The sequence below is a fragment of the Burkholderia sp. MSMB2157WGS genome (assembly GCF_001532755.1).
Taxonomy (GTDB): domain Bacteria; phylum Pseudomonadota; class Gammaproteobacteria; order Burkholderiales; family Burkholderiaceae; genus Burkholderia.
In genome coordinates, this window is sequence record NZ_LPJG01000008.1 from 1 (window position 1) to 680 (window position 680).

1 protein-coding gene is annotated in these 680 nt (G+C 68.2%); it reads right to left on the minus strand.

What is annotated here, in order from left to right:
- On the minus strand, positions 1 to 680 hold a 680-nt coding region (locus WT53_RS03325; protein WP_156447851.1), incomplete at both ends, for an aminotransferase class III-fold pyridoxal phosphate-dependent enzyme.

Consider the following 680-nt stretch of genomic DNA (forward strand, 5'->3'; position numbering starts at 1 on the left):
ATCACGAGCGGCGGCGACAGCAGCATCCGGTCGCCGGTCGCGCGCATGATCAGGTTGCCGTTGAAGCAGAAGTCGCGGCAGATCGTGCCGACGTCGCCGCCGTTCGCGAAGCGGCGGCGTTCTGCCGGCGCTTCGGCCAGTTGCAGGCTCGCGACCATCCCGTGGCCGTGCACTTCGCCGACGATCGGATGACGCGCGAAGGTTTCGCGCATCAGCGCCTGGAAGTACGGGCCGGTGTCGGTCTTCACGCGCTCGACGATGCCTTCGTCGCGCAGCAGCTTCAGGTTCGCGACCGCGACGGCGGCCGCCACCGGGTGGCCCGAGTACGTGAGGCCGTGATTGAATTCGCCGTTGTCGATGATCGGGCGCGCGATGCGTTCGTGGATGCCCACCGCACCCATCGGCACGTAGCCCGACGTGAGGCCCTTCGCCATCGTGATCAGGTCCGGCTCGAAACCGAAGTGCTGGTGCGCGAACCACTCGCCGGTGCGGCCGAACCCGCCGATCACTTCGTCGGCGACGAGCAGCACGTCGTACTTGCGGCAGATCCGCTGGATTTCCGGCCAGTACGTCGACGGCGGGAAGATCACGCCGCCCGCGCCCTGGAACGGCTCGCCGATGAACGCCGCGACGTTCTCCGCGCCGAGTTCGAGGATCTTCGCCTCGAGCTGCTGCGCCCG